Origin of the sequence: Streptococcus porcinus (assembly GCF_901542335.1) — a bacterium.
Classification (GTDB): domain Bacteria; phylum Bacillota; class Bacilli; order Lactobacillales; family Streptococcaceae; genus Streptococcus; species Streptococcus porcinus_A.
Window position 1 is genome coordinate 873,743 of sequence record NZ_LR594036.1, and the last position, 25,549, is coordinate 899,291.

The 25,549-nt window shown below is 33.8% G+C and carries 13 protein-coding genes and 2 pseudogenes; all 15 read left to right on the top strand.

Annotation, left to right across the window (positions count from 1 at the left end; all coding sequences use genetic code 11):
- Positions 1-493 precede the first annotated feature (493 nt).
- The 15 genes and pseudogenes from ltrA (at position 494) to FGK96_RS04305 (ending at position 25,545) form a co-directional block, all read left to right on the top strand.
- Positions 494-2,167, top strand: a complete 1,674-nt coding sequence (gene ltrA / locus FGK96_RS04245; RefSeq protein WP_138081137.1) for a group II intron reverse transcriptase/maturase — start codon at positions 494-496, stop codon at positions 2,165-2,167.
- Positions 2,168-2,249: 82 nt separating this feature from the next.
- Positions 2,250-3,170 (top strand): annotated as a pseudogene (locus FGK96_RS04250) (VirB4-like conjugal transfer ATPase, CD1110 family); the annotation flags it as partial.
- Position 3,171: 1 nt separating this feature from the next.
- On the top strand, positions 3,172-4,197 hold the full coding sequence (locus FGK96_RS04255) for a DNA-methyltransferase (RefSeq protein WP_138081709.1): 1,026 nt from the start codon (positions 3,172-3,174) through the stop codon (positions 4,195-4,197).
- On the top strand, positions 4,163-6,451 hold the full coding sequence (locus tag FGK96_RS04260) for a CHAP domain-containing protein (RefSeq protein WP_138081711.1): 2,289 nt from the start codon (positions 4,163-4,165) through the stop codon (positions 6,449-6,451). Before FGK96_RS04255 ends, FGK96_RS04260 begins: the two co-directional genes overlap by 35 nt.
- A gap of 12 nt (positions 6,452-6,463) precedes the next feature.
- Positions 6,464-6,751: a conjugal transfer protein gene (locus tag FGK96_RS04265; protein ID WP_026624440.1), complete on the top strand. Its 288-nt coding sequence runs from the start codon at positions 6,464-6,466 to the stop codon at positions 6,749-6,751.
- Entirely contained in the window at positions 6,729-8,351 is a 1,623-nt protein-coding gene (locus FGK96_RS04270; RefSeq protein WP_420031101.1) for a CD1107 family mobile element protein, read from the top strand. The genes FGK96_RS04265 and FGK96_RS04270 overlap by 23 nt, the downstream gene beginning before the upstream one ends.
- Before the next feature lie 93 nt (positions 8,352-8,444).
- The gene (locus FGK96_RS04275; protein ID WP_138081713.1) at positions 8,445-9,038 is read left to right on the top strand and encodes a type IV toxin-antitoxin system AbiEi family antitoxin domain-containing protein; all 594 of its coding nucleotides are present in this window, start codon (positions 8,445-8,447) and stop codon (positions 9,036-9,038) included.
- The gene (locus tag FGK96_RS04280; protein WP_138081715.1) at positions 9,031-9,873 is read left to right on the top strand and encodes a nucleotidyl transferase AbiEii/AbiGii toxin family protein; all 843 of its coding nucleotides are present in this window, start codon (positions 9,031-9,033) and stop codon (positions 9,871-9,873) included. Before FGK96_RS04275 ends, FGK96_RS04280 begins: the two co-directional genes overlap by 8 nt.
- A gap of 171 nt (positions 9,874-10,044) precedes the next feature.
- Positions 10,045-11,757: a DNA topoisomerase 3 gene (locus FGK96_RS04285; protein WP_138081717.1), complete on the top strand. Its 1,713-nt coding sequence runs from the start codon at positions 10,045-10,047 to the stop codon at positions 11,755-11,757.
- A gap of 3 nt (positions 11,758-11,760) precedes the next feature.
- Positions 11,761-12,312: an NAD(P)-dependent oxidoreductase gene (locus tag FGK96_RS04290; protein WP_138081719.1), complete on the top strand. Its 552-nt coding sequence runs from the start codon at positions 11,761-11,763 to the stop codon at positions 12,310-12,312.
- 40 nt (positions 12,313-12,352) lie between these two features.
- Entirely contained in the window at positions 12,353-13,099 is a 747-nt protein-coding gene (locus FGK96_RS04295) for a conjugal transfer protein (protein WP_138081721.1), read from the top strand.
- A gap of 554 nt (positions 13,100-13,653) precedes the next feature.
- A pseudogene (locus FGK96_RS10690) lies at positions 13,654-13,998 on the top strand (hypothetical protein); the annotation flags it as partial.
- Between the two features lie 1,108 nt (positions 13,999-15,106).
- Complete coding sequence (locus tag FGK96_RS10695) at positions 15,107-15,409, top strand: TnpV protein (protein ID WP_420031110.1); 303 nt, start codon at positions 15,107-15,109, stop codon at positions 15,407-15,409.
- Positions 15,410-17,622: 2,213 nt separating this feature from the next.
- Positions 17,623-25,041: a helicase-related protein gene (locus tag FGK96_RS10555; RefSeq protein ID WP_232045831.1), complete on the top strand. Its 7,419-nt coding sequence runs from the start codon at positions 17,623-17,625 to the stop codon at positions 25,039-25,041.
- Positions 25,042-25,545, top strand: coding sequence for a hypothetical protein (locus FGK96_RS04305; RefSeq protein WP_232045792.1), 504 nt, complete (start codon positions 25,042-25,044; stop codon positions 25,543-25,545). It begins immediately after the preceding gene.
- The last annotated feature ends 4 nt before the right edge of the window (positions 25,546-25,549 follow it).

Below are 25,549 nucleotides of genomic sequence, written 5' to 3' on the forward strand. Positions count from 1 at the left end.
TCCTACCACAGCCTGCTTGACTGGTAACGGTCATGTTGGGAAGCCTGTGGGACAATATGGAAAGTCTGATAGCCTAAATCAGATGGACTGTTAGGATAAGAATACTATGGTGAACAGACGTGAATCATCGCAAGAGTCGTTACAGGGACTAAGTGAAATAAGGCTGACACACTTACACCAAAAGGTACGGAGGAGGTCATTGGGGCTTTCGTAACCTGATGACAAATGGACATATTCTTCCCGGCTCAAAGATGGCACCTAAGGTATTCACAATTATTTATAACACGGAACTTGGTAAGCCCTATGTATTCCTTTTAATCGTTAGAAGGTATTGAACTCGTAAGAGGGATAGACGATACAGAGGGTAGAGGAAAGGATAAAAAGCGAATGCTCCAGCTGTAACGGTAGGAGATAGGGGTTCAAACTTTGCCCTGACCTGAAAGGGTGCAGACTTATCCTATGGTATTTTATGACAAGAAATGGAGGTAAACCTATGAATGATAAATATTCAACGACAGCACAAGCTGAGAAGTTATCACACAAGCAACTGCTTGCGAAACAATGGAAAAGCATTGATTGGAAGAGAGCAGAACAAGAAGTGAATAGGCTACAAATCAGGATTGTCAAGGCTACTCAAGCCAAACACACTAACACAGTGAAAAGACTTCAATATTTACTAACCCATTCGTTCTATGCCAAGGCACTTGCCGTTCGTCGAGTAACGACTAACAAAGGCAAGAAAACAGCTGGTATAGATGGTGAACTATGGACGACACCTGCTCAAAAGATGGAAGCTCTCCTGTCTCTAACGGATAAAGGCTACAAAGCCAGTCCGTTAAGACGGGTTTACATCGACAAAAAGGGGAAAAAGAAGAAACGTCCATTAGGGATTCCGACCATGTACGATAGAGCTATGCAGGCACTCTATGCTTTAGCACTAGAACCTATCGCAGAGACAACCGCAGATACCAAATCATACGGTTTTCGAAAAGGAAGAAGCTGTCAAGACGCTTGTGAATATATCTTCACAGCACTATCACGAAAAGCTTCTCCTCAGTGGATTTTAGAGGGGGATATTAAAGGCTGTTTTGACAATATCAGTCATGACTGGCTCTTAGAGAATATTCCGATGGATAAATCTATCTTGAAACAATTCCTTAAAGCAGGTTTTGTGTTCAAGGGTGAGTTATTCCCAACGGAAGACGGCACACCACAAGGTGGTATCATTTCGCCTATCCTTGCCAATATGGCACTAGATGGGTTACAACAGGTCTTATCAGATAGATTCCACACCAATCGTTTAGGGAAAGTCGACCTTCGATTCAAGAATAGCCATAAAGTCAATCTTATCCGTTATGCGGATGATTTTATCGTCACAGCTGCGACACAAGAAATTGCTTTAGAGGCTAAAGAATTGATTAGAGAGTTTCTGCTTGGACGAGGTTTAGAGCTGTCAGAGGAAAAGACATTGGTAACTCATATCAACGATGGTTTCGACCTACTTGGTTGGAATTTTCGGAAGTACAAGGGGAAATTGATTGTCAAACCTTCTAAGAATTCTATTCAAACAGTTATTGGTAAATTCTCAGAAACCATTCTCAAGCGAGGAAAAGCATGGGAACAAGAAGTCCTAATCATGAAACTGAATCAACAGATACGAGGATGGACAAACTACCACCAATCCGTTTGTGCTAGTGAAGCCTTCTCCTATCTGGACTATCAGATATACGAATTATTGTGGCGATGGGCAAAACGTCGTCATCCAAAGAAAGGTCAGTGGTGGATTTCGACCAAGTATTGGCATAGAAGAGGCAATCGAAGTTGGGTATTCGCTTCAGGCGATAAAGAACTCATTCGAGTTGACCATACTGCTATCGTCAGACACACAAAGGTCAGAGAAAACGCTAATCCTTACTTGGATACAGACTATTTTGCTCAACGAACCTTTAATCATGGTATGAAACGGTTGACAGGTCGTTTTAAACTTGTTTGGAAGAAACAAAACGGACGCTGTCATCACTGTGGACTCCCGATGGAACTTGGAGAAGATAGAGAAATTTTCTTTAAAGTTCCAAAATCCAAGGGAGGTGTGGAAGAAATTGATAATATGGCTTATGTGCATCGTTATTGTCAACGACTATTTATTGAGAGCCGCTCGAAAGAGTGATGAAATGCTTGAGCCGTATGAGGGGAAACTCTCACGTACGGTTCTTAGAGAGGAAGGTGGTAGTAATACCACTAACCTACTCGACTATTCTCCGCTTGTAGAGGCACTAAAAGGACAAGTTATCAGAATTTCTCCGATTTCAAAAGACTATGTCAATCCACTGGACATCAATATTGACTATGCGGATGAAGATAATCCTTTGTCTTTAAAATCTGACTTTATTTTGTCCCTATTTGAATTGGTGGTTGGAGAAAAGAAATTAAGTGCAGAAGAAATCTCTGTTATAGACCGTTGTTTACCAATTTTATATAAAACCTACTTTGAAAATCCTGTGCCGGAAAATATGCCGATATTAGAAGATTTATATAATCTTCTTCAAAAACAGGAAGAAACAGTAGGAAAAAAGCTTGCAGTAGAAATGGAAATCTATGTAAAAGGAAGTCTAAATGTATTTAATCACAGAACGAATGTAGATACAAATAACAGAGTGGTTTGCTATGACATCAAAGAACTGGGAAAACAGCTTAAAAAGATAGGAATGTTAGTTGTGCAGGATCAAGTTTGGAATAGAGTTACAATTAACAGAGCAAGTAAAAAAGCAACCAGATATTATGTTGATGAATTTCATCTTTTGTTGAAAGAACCGCAAACAGCCAATTATTCGATTGAGATTTGGAAAAGATTTCGTAAGTGGGGAGGTATGCCGACAGGCTTAACTCAGAACATAAAGGATCTTTTAGCAAGTCCGGAGATTGAAAATATCTTTGATAATACGGACTTTATTTTAATGCTTAACCAAGCAGGAACAGATAGGGATATTTTAGCCAAGAAGCTCAATATCTCCAAGCATCAGCTTTCTTATGTAACAAATTCGGGGGAAGGAGAAGGACTTATCTTTTATGGAAATACGATTGTTCCTTTTATCGATCAGTTTCCAAAAAATACAAAACTATATTCACTAATCACAACCAAACTTGAAGAAGTAAAAAAGGTAGGTGAATAGGATGAGTGTGAGCAGAAGTAAAGAGGAATTCATCAAAGAAAATACAAATAAAATTATTTGTTCGGATGCACTTGAAACTTTAAGAAAAATTCCAGATGAAAGTATAAGCTGCTGCATTACATCTCCTCCATACTATGGGCTTAGGAATTATCATAAAGAAGGACAGATAGGAAGAGAATCTACAGTAGAAGAATATCTGGATAGATTATTACAGGTATTTCATGAAGTAAGAAGAGTTTTAAAAAAAGAAGGTACTTGCTTTATTGTAATGGGAGATTCTTATGCGGGTTCCGGAGGCGGAAAGGGACAATATATCGATCCCAAATATCCAAAGGCAAGAAATGGAAGTAACGCCTTAGCTACAGAAAATATTTCAGGGTACAAGTCAAAAGATTTAATGGGAATACCTTGGAGATTGGCATTACTTTTAAGAGAGGATGGTTGGTATCTGCGTTCTGATATTATCTGGCATAAGGAAAATGCTATGCCGGAGGCGTGTAGAGATAGACCTACTCGTTCTTATGAACATATATTTTTACTTACGAAATCACCAAAGTACTATTATGACTATGATGCTATGGTAGAGCCGATGAAAGAAGTCAGTAAAAAAAGATATGTAAGAGGAAGAAAGGCGGATAACAAATATCTGAAAGAAAATTCCGGAGCAAAGTTGCAAAAAATCAATGAAGCAAGAAAATATGGAGAGTACAAGGGCGATAATGTTCCGCAGTTTCGTAATAAAAGAGATATTTGGACTATCAATACCACATCTTTTAGAGGCAATCATTATGCAACATTTCCACCGAAACTTGTTGAGATTTGTATGATTGCAGGTTGTCCTAAAAATGAAATTGTACTTGATCCTTTCATTGGAAGTGGAACGGTCGGATTTGTGGCACTTCGTCATAACAGAAAGTACATTGGAATTGAATTAAATGAGGAGTATGTAAATCTTGCAAAGAATAGAATCAGTGAGGAGGTGAAAAAATTTAATGAAGAACAAAAACAAGAGGTACAAAAAGAATAGAGAAAAACTCTTCAATCAAGAAATACAGTCTTTACAATCTGAAACTCAAGATAATTATGAAAGAGAATCCTCAAAAAATCAGAATGAAACCTTGCTGAAAGACGAAACTTACAATGAGAAACCACATTTATCTGAAAAGAAATTATCCAATCATTTGGATAACAGACATATAAATAATTATTCGGATAGAACTATATCTTCTTATAGCTTGTCGGATACGGGAAATATAAATCAAAATAGGTCTTCCTTTCAAGCTGAAAAAGATAAAAAAAAGATGCAAAACCAGATAAATAAATTTCAAAAGGGAGAAAAGGAAGTCTACGATCCTTTATCAAAAGATATGGATAATGATGGTGTAATAGACAGGTATGATGTGGATTTTAGGGATAGCAAAGTATCATATCGAACTCTTACAGATGATGAAAAGTATGATAATAACCAAAATGATAAAGGAAAAAATTATGATGACTATGTAAAAAATCCAAAATCTAAGAATAATAGGTATAAAAATTATGTAAAAGACACCTTTTCTAAGGAAAGAATGAAATCAGAAAACCAGAAGAAATATGTGAGGAGCAACTTTGGTGATGAAGAGTTCACAAGGAATAAGGATACGAAAAATAATTTATTTGAGGACGTAAATAATAAAAGAAAAACTACCGATAAAAATTCATCACAAAAAAGAAAAGGAAAATTTGAAAATAAGGAAAAGAAAATATCTAAGTTACAGCAGAAAAAGCAAAGACAAGAGCAGAAACTGAAAAATAAGGGAATTGACGGGAAAAGTCAAAGTGCTAAAAGTGCAGTAATAGCAACGGGTATGGCAAAGAGGTATTTGGAAAGTGGAAAAGAGGATAATGCCGGAGTAGGTACTGCTTATAAGGTTACAGATCAGGTCGAAAATATTTCAAGGAAAATATATTATCATGGAAAAAAGAAAAATTTAAAAAGGCAAAAAAAGATAACAAAATTAGGTAAAAGCATTGATAAACAAGAGAAGAAACTCTTTTTTCAAAAGAATATGGAAGAGATGAAAAAAAGCGTGGATTACCGAAATACCTCAAGGCTCAGACAATTCTTTAAGAGAAGGCAATATAAAAAGCAGATTCAAAAGAAGTATAAAGATAGTGTGAAAAACAGAATAAAAAAATCCTTTATAGAGGGCAGTAAAAGATTTGGCGAATTTGTAAAGGGCAGAGGGAAAAAGATAATATTTCTATCACTTTTAGCGGTAGGAATATTTTTTATGTTATTTCAGGCTGGGAGCATGATGATGAATATGGGAACGGGAATGGTAAGTAATACTGTTTCAACCACCTACTTATCATCAGAAGACACCTTAAAAGAAATCAATCAGGGGTTTTCATCTTTGGAACAGGCTTTGCAAGAAGAAATGGATAGTGTGGAGGAAAATCATCCGGGCTATGATGAATATATTATCAAAGGAAAAGAGAAAATTGGTCATAATGTTCATGAACTCTTGTCATATATCACAGCCAGTTATGGAATTGTAAAGAATATTTCTGAAGTAGAAAGTGAACTAAAACATCTGTTTCAAAAAATGTATACGCTGACTTATAAAGAAGATATTGAAATCAGATATAGAACCGTTACATCCAGCTATACGGATGCTGATGGCAATGAACATACTGAAAGTCATGAAGAGCCGTATGAGTATAGGAAACTCATTGTAACTTTAGAAAAAAGAGAGATGGACGGCATTATTAGAGAAGCATTTAAGCGTTATCCTAATAATTTGGCACACTATGAAACTTTATTTTTGGCACAAGGAAATATGGGAGAAGTATTTGGAAATACTGACCTTATAAATTCAAATGGTGGAATTGGTGGTGGTAAAGAGTATGAAGCATCAAGTGAAGTGCAAAAGAAAATAGTGAATGCCGCTTATATTACACCATCTCCAGGAGCAGGTTGGTGTGCCATGTGGGTATCACAGGTCTATCAAAATGCAGGACTTGGATTTATTGGAGGAAATGCTTGTGATATGTATCGAAATTATACTTTTACTTCTGATAGGTCAAAGTTAAAGGTTGGAATGCTTGTTGCAGTTGAAAGTAGCAGTAGTGGTAGCAGTTTAGGTGTTACCTATGGTCATGTAGGTATTTATATCGGAGATGGAAAGGTAATGGACAATATCGGACACATAAGAGTAACTACCTTAGATGATTGGATTTCAACATTTTGCAAACATCACCCTGTAGGTTTCGGATTTCCACCATCAGTACAAAAATAAGGAGGGAATATTTTGAATAAAAAATATAGAAAAAATATAGAAAAGCAAAAAGATATTCAGGAAAAAATAGAAGAACTCCAGTTAAAACAGGAGATGTTAAAAGAAGAACAGGAAGAGATGGAAAATATTGAGGTTTTAAAGGAATACCGAAGTATTGACATTTCTATTGACGATTTTTTAGAAATGATGAGACGTTATAAAAAAGAGGAAAAACAAGAAAAAATGAAGTTACAGGAAATGAGAAATACAGAAAATCATAATAATATGGAGGAAAATCATGAAAATCAAATGGAAGAATAAAAAAATGGCGATAACATTGTCCGGAGTAATCTTTTTGATACTTGCTTTACTTGGAACAATGCTTTTCAATCACCAGATTGTTTTTGCACAAGGTAGTTTAATCCCGACACTGATTAGTCCCACAGAAGTTTTAGCTCAAACTAAAGTGGAGGTTAAGATAAAATATATATTTAAGGATGAGAGTGTATATAAGGAAGAAATAATTGAAGCAGAAACCGGGCAAGTTCTTGACAGTGGAGATTTACCAATGTTAGAGGATAATATGAAATTTATTGACGAATTTTTGTTCTATAAAGTAAAGGGAGACGGTACAGATGAGATTATCCGTAAAGTAGAAAAAATTACAGTTAAGGATAAAGAAACTCAGACAGAAGAGGAAAAGCCAAAACAGGACGAAGGCACTCAGACGGAAGATAAAAAAACAGAAGATAAGGGAACACAGACAGAGCTTTCTAAAGATGATATTTCCAAAATGGAAAAAGAGGCAAAAGAGCTTCAGGATAAACTTGATAAGTTAAATGGTGAAATCAGGGATAAAGACAAACTAAGCGATAAACAGAAAGAAAAAATCAAAGACCTTGAAGCTGAGATTGAAAGTCTGAAAGAAAAAATGAAGAAAGATAAGGGAAATAAAGACTTATCAGAAGATATGAAAAAGGAAATAGATAAGCTGACGGAAAAGGTGAAAGAGCTTGAGAAAAAGGCAACTGAAACAAACAAAGCTCCTGTAACATCACAGTCAGTTACACCGATTAGTCCTATTTCAGGGATTAAGACAAGCTCAGGTATTTCTTCTCAAACACCACAGAGTTCCGGTAAAGGTTCATCTGATGCAGTAAGCTCCGGCAATATTACAAAAGATACAGGTAAAACTGAATCAAAGGAGAAAGAAAAGGAAGTTCGCTATCCCAATAAGCTGACACCGAAAGCTCCTGCTAATAACAGTAGTCAGGATTCATCAATGGACGGTGCAAGTAGCAATGTAAATACCAATAAGGGTGTGGCTTCAGCTCCGTCAAAGGCAAGAGGAACTGTTACCGAAAATAAAGATAATGCGAATAATGATTATCCAATTCATCATGGGGATAGCAGCGATAACAAAGAAGCAGATAAGTATTCAGCAGATGCAAGACAATTTATTACTTTCCAGACAAAATCCGGCAAGACATTTCATTTAATCATCAATCACGATGAGCAAAGTGAAAATGTAATGCTTTTGACTGAAGTATCTGAAGATGATCTTCTGAATATGGTAGAGAAGAAGGAAAACTCGAAAGAAGAAATCAAAAAAATGGAAGAAACGGTACCGGAAAGCGAAGTAAAAAAAGAAGAGCCGAAAAAGGAAGAAGGTAAAGGTAGCGGCTCATATATTTTTTTAGGAATCATCGTTCTTGCAGTAGTTGGAGCAGGATATTACTTTAAAATCTACAAGAAAAAGCAGGAAGATGATGATTATGATGAAGATGAAGAAGAATATGATGAATTTGAAGATGAGTATGAAAAAGAGGACGATACAGAAGATTTGGAAGAAACAGTAGAAGAACAGCATAACATAGATGATATGGCAATCGACTCTTATGATGAAGAAGATGAGGAATAAAGTTATAAAAAGAGAAATGGAAACCCTGATGTTGCGTTTACACTTAAAAAATGGTATAATGCAAGTGTAAACGCAACAAAGGGGGTGGATGGGATGAATTATGAAAATAAAATTGAAAAATATTTGAAGCAATCAGGTGGAATTATTACAACAGCATACTGTAAGGAAAATAATATACCGACGATATATCTCAGTCGACTATTGAAAGATGGGAGATTGTTAAAAGTAAGAAAAGGAATTTATATAACGAAAGATGGGGATTACGATGAGTATTATTTCTTTCAACATCAGTATAAAAAGGCGATATTTTCTTATGAAACAGCACTTTACCTGCTTGGACAAACAGATAAAATTCCTTGGAGTATCGATGTAACCGTTTATAACGGATATAAATTTAATGAAAAACCGAACGGTTTCAATGTTCATTATGTAAAAAAATCAATTTATGACTTAGGGGTAACCCAAAAACCTACAATGTTTGGAAATAAAGTTAAGGTATATTCATATGAGAGGACACTCTGTGATTTTATTGCTCATAAAGAAGAAATGGATATAGAGGTTTATGTAAAACTTATTCAATCATATTCCTCTTATAAAGAAAGAGATATCCATTCCCTCTATGACATTGCAATGAAAATGGGAATTGAAAATAAAGTAAGAGAGGTTATGGAGGTGGCTTATGAATAAAGCTAAATTAACGGCTCTTTGCCATAAAGTTAGTAAAGAAGTCGGTCTTTCGTTTAATGCTGTTATGTTATATTATTTTTTAGAAAGTATTTTAAAAAAATTAGCAGGAAGCAAATATAGTGAACGATTTATTTTTAAGGGCGGCTTTTTGTTATCAAGTGTAGTTGGAATTGATTCAAGAAGTACTGTAGATATAGACTTTCTTTTGAGAAATATGCAACTATCAGAAGAAAATATTGTTCAAATGCTGAAGGAATCTTTAAAATCGGAAGAGTCGGATGATATAATTTATGAAGTGCAAAGTATTTTGCCAATTAAAGAAGAAGATCAATATGGTGGATTTCGTGTAAATATCTTATGTAAAATGGAAAATATAAGACAGATTGTACCACTTGACATTGCAACAGGAGATGTTATTACACCTCATCCGATAGATTATAAGTATGTGAGTTCTTTTGGAGAAGAAGAAATAATAATCAAGGCTTATCCGATAGAAACTATGCTTGCAGAAAAAATACAAACTATTTATGCAAGAGGATTTTTAAATAGTAGAAGTAAGGATTATTACGATCTTTATATTATTTATAAATTAAAGGATAAAGATGTAAATGTAGAGATATTAAGAGAGGCTTGCAGAAAAACTTTTAGTTATAGAAAAACAGAATTTGACATAGGTAAAATCATAGACTTACTGGAAAAATTGAAAATAAATGAAGCCTTTTTGAAAAGATGGCAAGCCTATTCGAGAAAAAATCTGTATGCGAAAGATATAACTTTTGAAGAAGTATTGGACAACGGAATAAAAATGGTGGAAAAAATAAAGAATGAAAATTAGCATATAACGGTTTTACAATGAAAAGAAGGCGTCAAACATTTTTTTGTAAGTTAGTTCCCAAACAGGAAAATGGATTAAAAAATAGAAAATGAAATATATAAAACTTTAAAAGACAATTGGAGAAATGCAAACTCTGATTGTCTTTTTTCATGTAGAAAAAAGGAGGAATTTATGCAAACACTGGTGATAAGTGAAAAACCGAGTGTTGCAATAAGCATATCAAAGGTGCTTGGAGCAACAAAAAAGAAAGACGGATATTATGAGGGAAATGGATATAGGGTAAGTCGGTGTGTGGGACACCTAATTCAAATGGCAAATCCGGATTCCTATGATGAAAAGTATGCAAAATGGAATATAGAAGATTTGCCGATTGTTCCGAGTGAATACAAATATGAAATAATGAAATCTACAAAGAAACAGTTTGCTATCCTTAAAAAACTGATGAATGATAAGGAGGTGGAATTTGTAATCAATGCTTGCGATGCAGGACGTGAGGGTGAGAGTATTTTTAGACTGGTATATCTTCAGGCGAATTGTAAAAAGAAAATGAAACGCCTTTGGATTTCTTCAATGGAAGATGAAGCAATTCGAGATGGATTTGATAGCCTTAAAGATGGAAAAGAATATGATAATTTATTTGAATCTGCACAGGCAAGAGCGATTGCAGATTGGCTTGTAGGAATGAATTTAAGCAGGTTATATTCTTGCCTTTATAAGCAAAATTATTCTGTTGGCAGAGTGCAAACTCCTACCCTTGCCATGATTGTAAAAAGAGATGATGAGATAGCAAACTTTAAAAAGGAAAGATATTATACCATAGAGATTTCTGTAAATGGGTTTGTTCTTTCCACAGATAGAATTGATGATGAAATAGCAGCAGAACAGCTCTTAAATTTAGTATGTGATAAGATTGAAATTACCGATGTAATTCGGAAAGAAAAGATTACAAAGCCGGATTTACCTTTTGACCTGACAACACTCCAAAGAGAGTGCAATAAATATTTCGGATATAGTGCCAAGCAAACCCTTGATTATGCTCAAAGTCTTTATGAGAAAAAGCTTATTACCTATCCAAGAACAGACAGCAGATACCTTACAACAGATATGATTACAACTATGATAAATAACATATTGGGACAAAATGACTTTGATACAGAGCGTATTAAGGTCGTTTTTAATTCAAGCAAGGTAACGGATCACCATGCGATTGTTCCGACAGTTAGTTCATTGAAAGAAGATGTATCAGATCTTCCTTTAAGTGAGGCTAAAGTTTACTTCCTTATAGCTGATAAATTTCACGCAAGTGTAGGCTATCCTTTAATCGAGAATACTACTAAAATTGTAGCAACTTTTGATGGCTTTGAATTTACAAGCTCAGGAAAAGTTATTGTAGATGAAGGCTTTACAAAGTATTTGAAAGAATATAAGTCCAAGAAGAAAGAAGAACCTGTTTTGCCGGATGTAAATGTAGGAGATGTTTTAAACATTGAAAATAAAGAGATTAAAGAGAAATTTACCCAACCTCCGAAACACTTTACTGAAGGTACGCTCTTAAAGTCTATGGAGATTGCAGGAAATGATGCCTTAGAAAAAGGTGTAGAAGTGGAAAGAAAAGGGCTTGGGACACCTGCAACAAGGGCGGGGATTATTGAAAATCTAATCTTTAAGGGATTTGTAGAAAGAGATAAGAAGAATTTGATTGCAACGCATAAAGGAATTAGCCTTGTAACGATTGTAGCCGATAACTTTAAGTCAGCAGAAACGACAGCAAAGTGGGAAATAGAGTTATCGGATATTGCTCAAGGGAAATCTTCAAAGGAAGAATTTTTAAAGAAAATAGAATCTGAGATAAGAAATGAACTAACTCATTATAAAAAGGAGTAGCTTATGTTTGATACTCTAATAAGACATGATAAAAATAGGGAGAAATTAGACTTTTATGCTACAGATAAAAGGGCAGTACATGAACTTTTAAAAAGAGAACAGTTTACATCACCTATTTATGAGCCAGCTTGCGGAATGGGACATATCGGAAAAATTTTGGAAGAATACGGATATACGGTAAAAGCGACAGATATTTGTTATAGGGGATATGGAGAAGAAAGAGAAGTTGATTTTTTTGCACTTAAAGAAAATAAACTGGATATAATAACCAATCCTCCATATTTTTGTGCAAATGAGTTTTTACGACACGCACTTGAGATTTCAAAAGAAAAGGTAAAGATAGCGATGCTATTTCGATTGGCATTTTTAGAAGGTCAATCAAGGTATGAGTTATTTAGAAAGTATCCTCCTAAGAGAGTATATGTGTTTTCTAAAAGACTAAATTGTGCAAAAAACGGTGAATTTGAAAGATATAGAAGCAGTGCAATTGCCTTTGCATGGTTTATATGGGAGGTGGGACATACCGGAAGTACGGAGTTAAGGTGGATTAGGTAAAGGGTGGAATAAAATGATTAAAAAAACGAAGGAGGACAGTATGGATAATAACGAAGTATTACAATCACAGGAAAACAAGACAAAAAATGTTATGCAGGAGATTAAAGAGGAATATACCAAAACAGCCGACTTTTTAGAAGAACATACAGGCATACAGCTTAATATAGCAGAGGAACTCAAAGATGAGATGAAAAATAAGGACTTTGATGCAAATATTGAAGAGTTAAAAGCACTCAAGGAAGAAATCACCGGATTAAAAGCCGAGATTAAACGATTAAATGAAATGGAAAATATAGGGTTAAGTTCACTGATTGTGCGAGATATTAAGACTGTAGGCAATACCCTTATTAATTTACAGGAAAAAGCCGTTGGAAGTATCAAACATTTGTATGACAATATGAAACATCAGCTTTCTTACAACCTTACTAAAGCACAGGAAAAATTCGTACAGATGAAAATAGGAATTGTAAAAGGATTGGTAAACTCCATGCAAGATTTTATTAAGGATCAACAAAAGAAACTGGATACTTGCCTTGAAAAGTTAGATAATCTATCCAAAGAAATCCAAAAAGATGAAGAAAAATTAGGGAAAGACAGTCTGAATAAAGCGGAAAAACCGATAGAAAAAAAGGAACAAAATGAAAGAAAAAAAGAAGGTCAAAAGGAAAAGACAGAGAAAAAACCGTCTGTACTTAAAAAATTAAAAGAAAATCAGCAAAGAATCAAGAATGAAGAAAAAGTAAGGGATGTAAAGATAGCTAAAAAAGATAAGGGAATGGAAATATAGTAGAGGTAATAGCTATGAATGACCTCATAAAAAATTATGAAAATATTCCTGATAATCTTAAAAAAGAGAAACGATGGTGTCTGTATAAAATCATTCAAAGAGACGGGAAGAACACGAAGCTTCCACTAATGCCAAACAGAAAACCTGCCAAATCCAATGATAAAACGACATGGAATTCTTATGAAGATTGCATAGCAGCACTTAATCGAAATATTGGTGATGGTCTTGGGTTTATGCTTGGAGACGGATATATCGGCATAGATATTGATAAGGTAAGTGATGATATTTTTGTATATAGTATGGATTATCATGCAAAGTCTATGACAGCCGATTTTTTAAGAGGAATTTCCACCTATGCTGAAATATCTCCATCAAAAACGGGACTCCATTTTATAGGAAAAGGTGAGGTGCCGGGAATAAGAAAAAGATACAAAAATCTTGAAATCTATGATAAGGATAGATTTTTTACAGTTACCGGTAATATCATAAAAGACAGAGACAGAAACAAAGTCATAAATATTGACAGTGAGTTAAAATACTTATATGAAAAATATATGCCAAAGATAAATGTAATTAATAGTGAAAATAAAATAAATCCAACTGTAACTTTCTACAAAGAGGATCAGGATATATTAGAAAAGCTATTTGACAGAGGATATTTTTCATATACCGGAGAAGATCTAAGAAGGATATATTATGGGAATTATGAAAGCTATTTTAACAGCCAATCGGAGGCTGATTTTTTTATGCTACAAAGACTGCTTTATTATACCGCTGATGTAGAACAAGCCATATCCTTCATGGAAAATAGCGGACTGAAAAGAGAAAAATGGTATAAAAGACGAGGCAATACCGACTATATCCACTATATTGCAGATAAGGCGATAGGCTCTATCAATCAATTTTATGATTGGGGAAAAGAGAAACCATTAAAGGGTAAAGCAGAAGAAAAAAGACATGAAAATAAAAGAAAAAAGGAGGGAGATACAGTGCCAAGATATGAATTTGATGAAGTCAAACAAATTCTTGATTTTGCAAAAGAAGAATTTAGGGAGAATATAGATAGGTATGAAACTTATCTTAAGGTAGTGGGAAACAACTATAAATATCCGTATTTTAATCAACTTAGCATATATACAGTAAATGAAAAGGCAACAGCCTGTGCGGAATATGACTATTGGAAGAGTATCGGAAGAAATGTAAGTAGGGGAGAAAAGGGGATTCCCGTTTTAGATATCGAAAGGGAAAGGATAAAATATATTTTTGATGTAAGTCAAACGGTGAGTTTAAATCATAATATTTCTGAAGTAAAGTTATGGGAATATAGCAATAATAAGCATGTAGCTGCCTTAGATACTCTTATCGATGTTTTCAAAGAAAAAAACAGTAACCTTATATTTTCTACTGAAGATAAGATAAATACACTCGTTTCACTGTATACAAAGCAATTACTAAATAAGGTACTTAATTCTTTAAGTGATGAAACTTTAAAGGAAAATAAGAAAGTACAAATTCTTCATTTTTTGGAAGAATCTGCAAAAGTATCGGTATATGAGAGAATGGGAGTTACATTTTCCGGTGATATAGAAAAATTAGAGATGCTTTCAAAGGTTTCAAGTATGCAGGATATTGACAGATTACTTTTCTTTACTTCAAACAATGTAAAAAGAATACTTATGGATATAGGTAGAGAAATTTCAAAAGTGGAAGAAAGAGAAAAAATTTCAGAAATTCAAAAAAGGGAGCAGACAAATAGTATTGCGGAGCGTTATACTAATGTTACAGATGAAATTAACGGAAATATCGAAATTATAGAAAATGAAAAAGAAAGAAATGAAGGAGGTTTGGAAGATGAAAGAAACCGTAGTATTGGCGAAGAAGGAGTACATCCTAGAAAACGAGATTTATACACCAATCGTAAAAGAGAGTCCATTCGAGAGACAGGGAGGGACTTACAGATTGGAGAAAATGGAGGATGGAGCGGAAGTATTAGTTCCGAATATGAAAATGCCGGAGAAAATAAACGCAAGCAAACTGAACCGATTTGGCAAGGAGAGACTGAAATATCTCAAAGAGGAGAAACAAGAGGAATATCAGATTATGCTGATGGAAGAAACTTTAATGGATCATTTGATAGATATTCAGGAACAAGTGGAGGATTTCCTGAATATAGAAGAGCTGAGGATGAAAGAAGCTTGGAAAATGACCACAGAAATGCAGGATCAGGACTTTCTGAAATACGTAGGACTGAAGAAGAACTTGGATATGACACTAACAAAAATGGCGATGGAACAGATCGTTTGGGTATAGATGAGTATCGTAAAGAAAATATACAGGAGATAGAACAAAATCATATAGAAAATGAGGATAAAGAAGTTGAGAGGACTTCTTTTTCTTTTGCTCAAAATGTGGGAGTTCAAGGAAGATTTGAATTACCAATGCAGCAAAAAGAGATTGATACTGTTTTAATTCATGGAGGAAATGAGGACAATTTACACTTAAAGGTTTTAGCCGAATACTCTAAAGAAAAAAGCATGGAAGAATTAGCTGATTTTCTTCAAAAAACTTTTCAAGGAGGAAATGGATATGAGATAAATGGAAATAATGTTTGTGCTTGGTATGAAATGGACGGGATACATTTATCCAATGATGTTTCTTCAAGAGAAAATCCTATGCAGATTTTATCGTGGAAAGATGCAGCAATACGCATAGGAGAATTGATTGATCATGGAGAATATAGTACAAATGTTGAGGTAGTAGAAGCCTTTTCTTTTGAAAGAGCAGAACTTTCTGAAAAGCTGTGGTTTTTAAAAGGAGATCTAAGTGAGGAGGTAAAAAATCAGTTTTTGCCAATTCTAAATGAAAAACAAAGAAATGGATATCCTGAAAAAACAGAGTATCTTACAAAAAAATTGGAAGATAAAGAGTTTAGAGTGAACTTAAAAGAGGAGTATATAGAGTTTTTTAAGGCGTATAAGGAGAACTCAAATGTTTTAAGATTTCATAATCATGATTTAGATGATATATCAAAACGATTAGATGATTTGGAACTGCCAAGAAAAGAATTTACCTCAACACTTATAGAATTACCAGCAATACAGGGATTTATCACAGAAGATGAAATTGATAGATATTTAAGCAGCGGTAGCAATGTATCTGGCGGAAAAGAAAGAATATATAACTTTTTTAGGGAAGCCCATACTACCGAAGAACGAGCAAATTTTTTAAAAGACGAGTACGGAACAGGAGGACAGACTCATGCTTTATCAAGGGCAAGAGGAAGTAGTGAGTGGCACGATGCTAAGGGGATAAAACTTGAAAAAGAAAATTGTAAGGATATTATTTTGAAATGGAATCAGGTTGCAAAAAAAATAGATAACCTTATTGAAAATGGAAAATATATTCAAGAAGATGTATATACAGAGCAAGAAAGCATAAAAACTGAGGAAGAATATTTTGATGAAGATACCTATACGGAACAAAACTCTAAAGAAAATGAACAAGATTGGCAAAGAGAACAGGAAATTTTGCTGATTCAAGATGAAAGAGAAGTATCTTATGAAGAGGCGGAGGAAATATATGAAAGGCAAGCAGAAATAGAACATAATGCCTTTGCAACCGGTGTAGAGAATAACATATCGTCAACTCAAAGTAACAAGGATTATTGGATTGTAGAATTTAATGAAGGCTCAAATCTGATAGAAAAAAATTATGCCGGAGAAGTTGTTACGAAAGAATTGCTTGATGAAATCAAGGTGCTTGACGAAAAAATTAGAGTTCATAATAAGACTGTCGGTGAAGATGAATACGGAGAAATGACAGATGAATGGGCAGGTTATTCTAAATTCTATTTTGATCATATTGTAGATGGTAAAGTAGAAGAACACTTCAGAATGGATATCGGGGATGGAAATGAGGTAAATCAAAGAGATTTTCAATATCTTTATGAGCAGATTGAACCGGAAAAAGAAAATAAAGAATACGGTATAGATAGTATAGATAGTGTCATAAAAGATATTTTAGAAAAAGAATCTATGACAGTGGTATCGAGCAAAGATGATTATATAAAGTTATTTCCATATTTTAGAAACTTTGTATATACCGATGGTCTAAGGCTTGATGAATATAATCCGTTTAAAGATGATGAAAATATTTCGGACTTAATTCGACTGACTTTTTTCCAAAATAATGATGGAGAATATAGGGTAGTCTATAACAATGCGGACAGTTTACTGTATTCAAGCAATGTTGACTATTTTTTGGAGAAAATAGAGGCTGAAAAGGTAAGGTTAGAAGATAATATAGCTGAGATACCGAATGAAGATAAAATTGCCGTTAAGGTTGGGAATTACTATGCTGTTGTAGAAAAAGAAAGAGTAAAGGATATATCCTTAGAAGAAACAGGAGTTCGTGTTTATCCGAAAGAAAATAACTTTGAGGGAAAAATTTACCCATTGTATCGTGGCAGCACCTTTGAAGAAAGTGCAAAAATAGATAAACTTTTCGATGAGATTGCAATAGGCATGAAAGAGGTCAATTTGACCGATTTAAATGATGTTTTTTATCTTGAAAATCAAGGACTTTATGAAATTTCATCGGATAGGGTAACGGAAGAAAAAGCCGGATACGATTTTGAAGTGGCAAGTTTTAATGAACAGTTTCCTGATTATTATAATGACATTTATGTATATAACAGAAATTTAAAAATAGATGGTGCTAATCAAAACATTGCATATATCAATAGAGAAAATGAAATACATTTTAATGTAAATCTACCGGAAGAAGAAAAAGCAAAGGTGCTTGAAATTAGAGATAAGAAAGAAGTCTTATCAACTCTTATTTTTAAAGATGTAAAGGAGGTCGGCGAATATCAGTTTCATCCACAAAGCGAAGAATTTATCTTAAATGAATTGAGTATATCTGAAGAAAAATTAAAAGCACCGGAGCACATAATAGATAAGATTGGTGGAAAAGAAGGCTATGAGGCGGAGCTTGTTTTGGATATGAAAAACAAGGAGTTAAGGCAGCATTTAAGATATAACGGATATTTGTTAAATACCAATGTGGCAGTTTCCTATGATAGTTATAAAGAAATGCTTAAAAATCTTCCTTATCTGCTTGATGATAATCATAGAAATATACTTTTGACAGGATATATCAATGAGCAAATAGAAAAAACTAAAGCAAAGGAAGAAATGAAACAGCCTGTATATCAAGAGGGAATGAATGTAAGGTATCAAGGCAAAGAATATATAATTTCAGGAATTCAGGACTATAAAACATATAAAACAATAAAGCTAGATGATCCGGAGGGTTATTTAAACGGCTTTATAACGGGCAGTGAAATTATTCCTTTTAGAAATGAAAGAGAACTTGATTTGGAAATCATATCTACAACAGAGAAGTTACAAGAACAAAGTATAAATGGTGAAGATCTTATTCTGTTAGATATTGAAGATTATAACAAAAAAGGACTTTCCGTTATCTTTCAAAATAAAGAGTATGAAATTACAGGAAATAATTTTAATCCTGTAGGAATGAGCAGGTTACAACTTGTCTCGAATACAGAAAAACTGATGACGGAAATTTCATATACACCTCAAAGACCGATCGCAAATCTTTATGCAAAAAAAGATACCCTTGAACGCTTTAATTTAAATGAGAAAAATAGTGAAAAAAGCATTGAAACAAAGCAAATGTCTTTAACAGATATATTTGAGAAACAGGATACAATAAAGGGAAAAGAAGAAATTTCAAGCGAAAAAGAACGTGTATCTGTCAATATAGGGGCAAAAGTAATCTATCAAGGCGAAGAATATACAGTAAGTGCCTTTGAGTATAATGATATTTTAGAGAAAAATGATATATGGCTAAATCCTGTATCAAAAAATAATTATCAAATTCCGATTATAAGTTTTTCAGACAGAGAAGAGCTAAATGAGAAGCTCATTGTTATAGATACCAACCTTAACTTAGGAGAAGATAAATCGGAACTGTTACATCATAGTTTAGATGTAATAAATGATAAAGGTTCTGTGATTGCCAATCAGTTTATTGTAAAAGTCGATAATCAAAATAGGGAACTTACAGTATATAGTGAACAAAATCCTAATAGCCATAGAGAGTTTGAACTTTCTTTTGATTATCTAAACGGACTTGGGAAAATTGACGGAGATGGAAATAATCTAAAACTTACAAAGCATAAAAAAGAAACCATTGATAAAAAATTGGAAAGTTATCATTTTTGGAAAGAAGATATGAAAAAAAGAGGAATTCCGGGAATAGAAGGTTCTTCCATTACTTCACCTATTACCGACGAAATGTTTTGGCAGATGCAAGAGTATAAAGAAAAATTAAAAGAGAAGGAAAGATACGCCCCTGATAATGAATATATGGGAGGGATTCCACCTGTCAATTACAAAATAAATAGAGAAGATGAAATCTTACCACCTTCGGAAAGACTGAAGAATAATATGGAAGCAATCAAGGTTTTAAAAGAGATTGAGGAAAGACATAGTCATGCAACAAAGGAAGAACAGGATATTTTAAGCAGATATGTCGGCTGGGGTGGACTTTCTGATGTCTTTGATGAGAGTAAAGAAGGACAGTGGCTTGATGCAAGAAAGTTTCTAAAAGAAAACCTATCACCGTCTGAATACGATTCGGCAAGAGAAAGTACCCTTACTGCCTTTTATACACCAAAGATTGTAATCGACAGTATATATCAAGCCCTATCAAATATGGGTTTTGAAAGTGGGAATATCTTGGAGCCAAGCTGTGCAACAGGCAGATTTATAGGAAATTTACCTGACAGTATGCAAAGCAGTAAATTTTATGGTGTAGAACTTGACAGTATAAGTGGTAGGATAGCAAGTAGGTTATATCCTAATGCTAAAATACAGATCAAAGGTTTTGAAAAAACGACTTTTTCAAATAATCTGTTTGATGTAGCGGTGGGAAATGTACCATTTGGAGAATATAAAATAGCTGATCGTGAGTACGAAAAGAACAATTTTCTTATTCACGATTTTTTCTTTGCCAAAACCTTGGATAAAGTGCGTTCCGGTGGACTCATAGCCTTTATAAGTTCAAGTGGAACTATGGATAAAAAGAGTGAAGATATCAGAAGATATATTTCAGAAAGAGCAGAGTTTTTAGGAGCAATTAGACTACCTAATAATACTTTTAAAGGCGAGGCGGGTACGGAAGTAACAAGTGATATTATTTTTCTTAAAAAGAGAGATCGACTGGTAAAACTTGATGAAGAATGGGTAAAACTTGGCACTGACGAAAGAGGACTGACATATAACAAATACTTTGTAGATAACCCTGATATGGTACTTGGAAATATGGAAGAAATATCAAGCAGATTTGGAACAAGTCTTGCCTGTGTTGCAGATGAAAATAGTACTCTGAAAGAACAGCTGGATACCGCCATTAAAAACATTAAAGGAAGTTATGAGAAGATAGAATTAAATAATGAATTTGAAGTGGAAACCATTCCGGCTGATGACAGTGTGAAAAATTATTCTTATGCAGTAATTGATGACAAGGTATATTTTAGAGAAAATTCCGTTATGCAAAAATTGGATTTAAATAAAAATGATGAGGAAAAAGTAAGGGCATATCTTGGAATAGAAAAAGCATTAAGACAGGTAATTGCTTATCAAAAAGAAGATTATTCCGATACGGAAATTAAGGAGAAGCAAGGGGAGTTAAATCGTATTTATGATGAGTTTTCCAAGAAATACGGAATTTTAAACAGTAAGGCGAATAAAAAACTGTTTCGTGAAGACGCTAATTATTCTTTACTGTCCACTTTGGAAAAGCTGGATAAAGAAGGAAACTTTATAGAAAAATCCGATATCTTTACAAAAAGAACAATAAAAAAAGCAGTAGCCATAGAGCATACCGACAATCTGACAGAAGCACTTATCCTATCTGTTTCTCAAAAAGGGAAAGTCAATTTCGAGTATATGGAAAAGCTCACTGAAAAAACAAGAGGAGAAATCATTGAAGGATTAAAGGGAGAAATATTCTTAAATTTAGATGGATTTGATCCAAGTGATACGACTCCTTTTTCTTCAGCCATAGACTTGGGAGATTTTTCAAGATCTTACGTAACTGCTGATGAATATTTATCTGGGAATATCAGAGATAAAATAGAAGTAATAGATTCGTATATAAAGAATGTAGAACATGAATTTGAACAAAATGAACAGCTTGAAAATATTGATGCAGATGTACTGAAACAGGGTAGTGAGACTTTAAAAAAAGAACTGTCCAGTTTAAATTACCAAAGACAAAAGCTGCTAGAAGTAATGCCAAAGGAGCTTGAGGCAAGTGAAATAACCGTTAGAATGGGAGCAACTTGGATACCTGAGAAAGATTATAAGAGCTTTATGTTCCATCTTCTAAAAACATCGGCATCTAATAGATGGAATATTGATATTAAATATACCAATTTTACAGGGGAGTACAGAGTTGAAGGTAAAAGTATAGATAAAGGAAACGACCTTGCCAATTTCACATACGGAACAAGCAGAGTAAGTGCATATAAACTGATTGAAGATACATTAAACCTTAGAGATACCAATGTATATGATCAAGTCATTGATGAAAACGGAAAGAAAAGTTCTGTACTAAATCAAAAAGAAACGATGCTTGCAAGAAGTAAACAGGAAATTATCAAAGAAGAGTTTAAAAATTGGATTTTCGATGATATAGACAGAAGAACAAGGCTTGTAAAAGAATACAATGAGAAATTCAATTCGATAAGGCTTAGAGAATATGATGGAAGTAATTTAACTTTTGACGGAATGAATCCTGAAATAGAGCTTAGACCTCATCAAAGAGATGCGATTGCTAGAGGACTTTTCGGTGGAAACACCCTACTTGCACATGAAGTTGGAGCTGGAAAGACTTTTGAGATGATAGGAATTGCTATGGAGTCTAAAAGGCTTGGAATGAGTAACAAGTCAATGTTTGTAGTTCCAAACCATATTGTAGAACAGTTTGGTAGAGAGTTTAATGAACTGTATCCGGCAGCAAATATTCTTTGTGCAACAGAAAAAGACTTTACACCAGATAAAAGAAAAAGATTTTGCTCAAGGATTGCAACCGGTGATTATGATGCGGTAATTATAGGGCATTCGCAGTTTGAAAAGATTCCAATTTCAAAGCAGCGACAGGAGTATGAACTTCAAAGTCAGATTGATGAAATTATAGATTTTATCGAAGAATATAAAAGGAATAGAGATCGGAAATTCACCGTTAAGCAGCTTGAAAAAACGAAAAAAGGACTGGAGGCAAAACTAAAGAAATTAAATGATGATTATAGAAAAGATGATGTCGTAACCTTTGAAGAATTGGGGATAGACAAGCTATTTGTAGACGAAGTTCATGCTTTTAAAAATTTGTACGTTTTTACAAAAATGCGTAATGTAGCAGGAATTACAACCACAGATTCTCAAAAATCAAGTGATATGCTGATGAAGTGCAGATATATGGATGAAATTACCGGTAATAAGGGTATTGTATTTGCGACAGGAACCCCTGTGAGCAATTCTATGGCAGAGCTTTATACCATGCAGCGTTATCTCCAATATGACGAACTTAAAAAAATGCACTTGCAACACTTTGATTCTTGGGCATCTACTTTTGGAGAAACTGTTACAGCAATTGAACTTAATCCTGAAGGGAACGGATATCGAAGCAAGACAAGATTTGCAAAATTTTATAACCTTCCGGAACTGATGAATATGGTCAAGCAGTTTATGGATATAAAGACTGCTGATGTATTAAATCTTCCCGTTCCAAATGCTCATTATGAAACGATAAAAACCAAACCGACAGAAGAACAAAAACAAATCCTTGAAACTTTTTCTGAGAGAACTGATAAGGTTAGAGGAAAACAGGTGGATTCCTCTGTCGATAATATGCTTCTGATTACCAATGACGGAAAGAAAATGGCACTTGACCAAAGGTTAATTAATCCATTACTTCCTGATGATCCGAACAGTAAAGTAAATACCTGTGTAAATAATATATTCAGTATTTGGGATAAATATAGGGATGAGAAGTCCACACAATTAGTTTTTTGTGATATGTCAACACCATCAAGTGAATTTAATATTTATGATGATATAAAGGAGAAGCTGACAAAAATGGGGATTCCTAAAAATGAAACAGAGTTTATTCATAACGCAAAGAACAACAAAGAAAAAGATAAGATTTTCGATAAGGTACGAAAGGGTGAAATTCGTGTGCTTCTCGGTTCAACGCAGAAAATGGGAGCAGGGACAAATGCTCAAAATAAATTGATTGCTACCCATGATCTCGATGTACCCTGGAGGCCTGCGGATTTGGAGCAGAGAAAAGGAAGAATTGTAAGGCAAGGTAATGAAAATGATGATGTTCATATCTTTCGTTATATTACGGAAAATACCTTTGATGCGTATCTTTTCCAAACACTTGAAACCAAGCAAACTTATATATCTCAAATAATGAATTCAAAGACACCTGTAAGAGTAGCGGAGGATATTGATGAAGCTACATTAAATTATGCGGAGATTAAAGCACTTGCAACAGGAAATCCGCTTATTCGTGAAAAAATGGACCTTGATGTTGAGGTAAGTAAACTTAAAATGCTGGAGTCCAATTTTAAATCCAACCTATATAAAATGGAAGATAAGGTTGTAAAAGTATATCCAAAAGAAATTAAAAGTCTAAAAGAAAAAATAGAAAATTTGAAAAAGGATATAGAAAAAGTGGAACCGTATAGGGAGGAAAAACTAGAAAAATATGATCAGACTACTTTAGAAAATATGGGTGAAAATGAAAAACAAGTGGGGATAAAAGCAGATAAAGAAGCAATATCAAAATTCACATCTTTAACTTTAAATGGGAAAAAATATACCGATAAAAAGCAAGCCGGAGAGTTCTTAATAAACAAGATAAAAGGAATAAAAAAATTAGATGATTTTCGTTCTGAGGAAGTAAAAATCGGAGAATATAGAAATTTCGATTTGTTCGCATATTATGACAGGTTTTCCAATCAGTATAAATTCAATCTGAAGGGAGAAGAAAATCATTATGGGGAGTTTGGAACGGATGAAATCGGAAATATCACCCGAATGGATAATGTACTTGATAGGATGCCTGAGAGATTGGAGCAGACACTTGGAAAACTTAAAGATACCGAGAATCAACTTGAAACGGCGAAGCTTGAAATAAAAAAGAAATTTCCACAGGCAGAGCTTTTAAAAGAAAAGACGTTAAGACTTGCTGAGGTAAATAATTTGCTTGATATGGGACAAAAAGGAGATTTAAAAGAGGAGAAAAATCCACTTTTGGAAGAAGTGAAGGAAGAACTGATTCATTTTCTAAATAAAGAATATGATGAAGCACACAGTATAGAAGATTTCGATACAATGTTTCCTGACTTGACAGATATAGGTTTGGCATATACGACTACACCGGATGAAAAGCATGAGATACAGACAAGTCTTGATTTAATCAATTACAAGATGAACACTTATGTAGACAATACTTTAATTGACAGTTTTCAGTATACTTACGATCCACTTAATGCAAGTGATACGAAGGAACTTATACAAATCAAAACGAACATAGGTTTTTGGGATTTTAATGAGCTGGTATATGTGGATGAAGAAAAGTTAAAAGCATCACTTGGACTTGAAATTGATGACGATGGTAATTTCTATGATCCGCTTTCAAAGGATATGGATTTAGATGGAGTAATGGACAGGTATGATGCAGACTTTAGAGATAGTAAAGTACAAAGTTTTGGAGATTTGGATAAAAAAGAAAAAGCATCCGTAATGGATAGGCTTGGATACTTCAAAGAAAAGATAAAGAAAGGAGGCCTACAAAATGAAAATATTGATAGAAAGATAGAGTGTAAGGAGGAGGTTAGATAGTTGGAATATCACAAAAATATTAGAGCAACGGATAGAGAAATGCAGAAACTTTTTGAAAATGAGGAGTATAACTATTCCGTAAGATATTTTGAAAAAATAGAAGAAAACTTATTTAAAACGATAATTCGCACACCGGAGAATATAGAGTTTCCAAAATCCAAAACCTTGTCTATAAACACGATAAAAAAACTCTTAGAAACAGATGTAAATATTAACTCTATGTATATCAGAGATGAATTCACTAAAATGAAAAATAAGGTATACGAATTTAATCAAAAGAAATATCCGGGTTATGAGGATATGGATATAAAACTAACAATATCTACTATTAAGGGTATCGAGGATTTCGATACCCTTAATGATTTTTATGATAGTTTGAAAAGGAAGGGATATTTAGAAGCGATAAAAGAAAGTATTAAAAATATTATTGATAAAGAATTAGAAGAAAACATACAAGTAAAAGTACAGACCAGCTATCAAATGTCAATACAAAATAAAAAATAAATTT